At 37.8% G+C, this 2323-nt stretch carries 3 protein-coding genes; all 3 read left to right on the top strand.

The features are described from left to right. Positions 1–88: 88 nt before the first annotated feature. The 3 genes from DBR11_RS28555 (at position 89) to DBR11_RS28565 (ending at position 1948) form a co-directional block, all read left to right on the top strand. Positions 89–958, top strand: coding sequence for an MBL fold metallo-hydrolase (locus DBR11_RS28555; protein WP_108555925.1), 870 nt, complete (start codon positions 89–91; stop codon positions 956–958). A gap of 79 nt (positions 959–1037) precedes the next feature. Next, positions 1038–1403, top strand: a complete 366-nt coding sequence (locus DBR11_RS28560; RefSeq protein ID WP_108555926.1) for a DoxX family protein — start codon at positions 1038–1040, stop codon at positions 1401–1403. A gap of 62 nt (positions 1404–1465) precedes the next feature. Further along, positions 1466–1948: an ester cyclase gene (locus DBR11_RS28565; RefSeq protein WP_108555927.1), complete on the top strand. Its 483-nt coding sequence runs from the start codon at positions 1466–1468 to the stop codon at positions 1946–1948. The last annotated feature ends 375 nt before the right edge of the window (positions 1949–2323 follow it).

The raw sequence follows: 2323 nt of genomic DNA on the forward strand, positions 1-2323 counted from the left end.
ATACAATTTGGTTAGTACTTGCTTAATGCAAAGGTAGGACTTAATTTTGCGTAGTAAACTTGATATTAACATAATAATTCAAAAAAAAATGGAAAATTTTAATAGATCAGAATCTAAATTATCTTATGCAGTTATGACCGCAGTACGGAAAGGAGTAACTCGCGATTTACCTCACGGTCCAGAAGATTTACAATGGGTATCTAATTCTTCAACACTTATTTATGGAGAAAAAGATGCAGTACTTGTAGACACATTTACTTCAATATCTCAAAATAATGACTTGGTAAACTGGGTAAAATCATTTAACCGAAAATTAACGCATATCTACATTACACACGGCCACGGAGACCATTGGTTCGGGATCGGGCAGCTTCTTAAAGAATTTCCTGATGCAGCAGCAGTTGGAACAGCCAATACCGTAGGCGATGCTCCGATTAATGATCTGCCGGCTTACAGAGAACACTTTTGGGAAAAACTTTTTCCGGGTGAAATTCCAGAAAGTGTCTATCCATCAGTATTGGAGGGAAGCTTTATAGAACTAGAAGGACACCGTATCGAAATTATTGACACCGGGCATACAGATACGGCCCATTCTACAAGTCTTTGGGTTCCTGATTTACGTTTGGTTGTGGCAGGAGATGTTGTATATAACCATACACATCCTTTTACAGCAGAGACCAACACAGAATCCCGTGAACACTGGGCACAAGCAGCCGAGAAATTGGCAGCACTTAATCCAGATGCTGTTATTTCGGGGCACAAGCAGCCAGAGCTTTCTGATGCGCCCGAAACAGCTTTGCTTACCGCACAATATCTTAGAAATTTTAACCGGATTGAATCTGAAACTTCTACGGCATTGGAATTATACAATCGAATGCTTGAATTATATCCCCGCTGGGCGAATCCAGGTTCATTGTGGGGAGGTTCAAAAACGGCTAAGCAGCAGTCAGTTTTATAATCAAGAATAAATTACTCGACACATAACCATAAACAACCGCATCTGCTATGGGCGAATTAAAGAAATACATAGTAAAAGAATGAAAACAACAAAAATAACATACTACATTTCTACGGGACTTATTTCATCGGCCATGCTTTTTTCAGCATATGCCTATCTGGTATATCCTCAATTACAATCTGCATTCAGGCATTTAGGTTTTCCCGACTACTTTAGAATAGAACTTGCCGTTGCTAAGCTTATTGCCGCTATTGCTATCTGGTTTCCTGTCCGTTTACTAAAAGAGGCATCATATATAGGTCTGGCTATCAGTTTTGTTTCTGCAGTAATTGCACGCACGATTGCAGGTGATGATGTTTTCCATGCTGCCGGCGCCTTGATGGCTTTGATCATATTGATTGTTTCATATGCGTCGGATCGAAAGCTGTCAACAACGATAATTTAATAAACTTGAATCAAAAACTAATTATCTGCATATAAAACTTAACTATCCAAATTTCCTAAACAATGAAAAATAAAAACAAATTAGACGGTTACGAGCATCTTGTAAAACCGCATTGGTCAGCTGATGAACTTAATAATTTGAAAATTGTAACCGGCTTTCTGCAGACTCTCAGATCTTTGGAATTTGACAGTCTTCTTACTGAATACGGCAGTCATCCATATATACAACATAATATTGGGATGGAAAACGGAGTGCAGGGAGTAGTGAAAGAAGGCAGAAAAGCCTTGAAACAATTTCCTGAATTCTCTATTGAGGCCAAACATGTATATGTAGATGGTGAGTTTGTTATTATCCATTCCCACATGACAGCAAAGGCAGCCCATCACGGTATTGACAGCAGAGGGCTCAATGTTATAGATATTTGGAAAGTCTCAGACGGGAAGATAGTAGAACATTGGGATTCAATTCAGCCGTTAGATTTTGGAGGCCGGCTGTTTTCATTATTCACAGGTGGAACAGTTAAAAATGGAAACGGCAGATTTTAGTTATACATTGAATTTAACCCCGTAGAACAGAATACAGCATTATTTCACTTGAACTCCAGTATAAATACTGGAGTTCTTTTTTTGAGAATTTGGATAACCACCAGATTTAGAATTATCCTTATCTTTCAAAACTATAATTTGTTAGTCTATGGAAGCATGGGATAATTTTACATCAATTTATCTTCAGTGGGCTGCCGCACATGGATTGATTTCATTAAGTTTTATCCAGGCTCCTATGCCTGATCCTATGATCCGGAATATTTTAAATTATACGGTAAGATTATCATACATTCAGCGGTAATCATTTCTTGTTATGAGTTCTTTTTTATAAAAAAAAAGCTACCGGTACAACTTAACCTAGATTAAGTTAAAATC

It is taken from the genome of Pedobacter sp. HMWF019 (genome assembly GCF_003061025.1).
Classification (GTDB): Bacteria; Bacteroidota; Bacteroidia; order Sphingobacteriales; family Sphingobacteriaceae; genus Pedobacter.

Coding starts and splice junctions, on each gene's coding strand:
- DBR11_RS28555 (WP_108555925.1), top strand. CDS start 89: ATGGAAAATTTTAATAGATCAGAATCTAAATTATCTTATGCAGTTATG.
- DBR11_RS28560 (WP_108555926.1), top strand. CDS start 1,038: ATGAAAACAACAAAAATAACATACTACATTTCTACGGGACTTATTTCA.
- DBR11_RS28565 (WP_108555927.1), top strand. CDS start 1,466: ATGAAAAATAAAAACAAATTAGACGGTTACGAGCATCTTGTAAAACCG.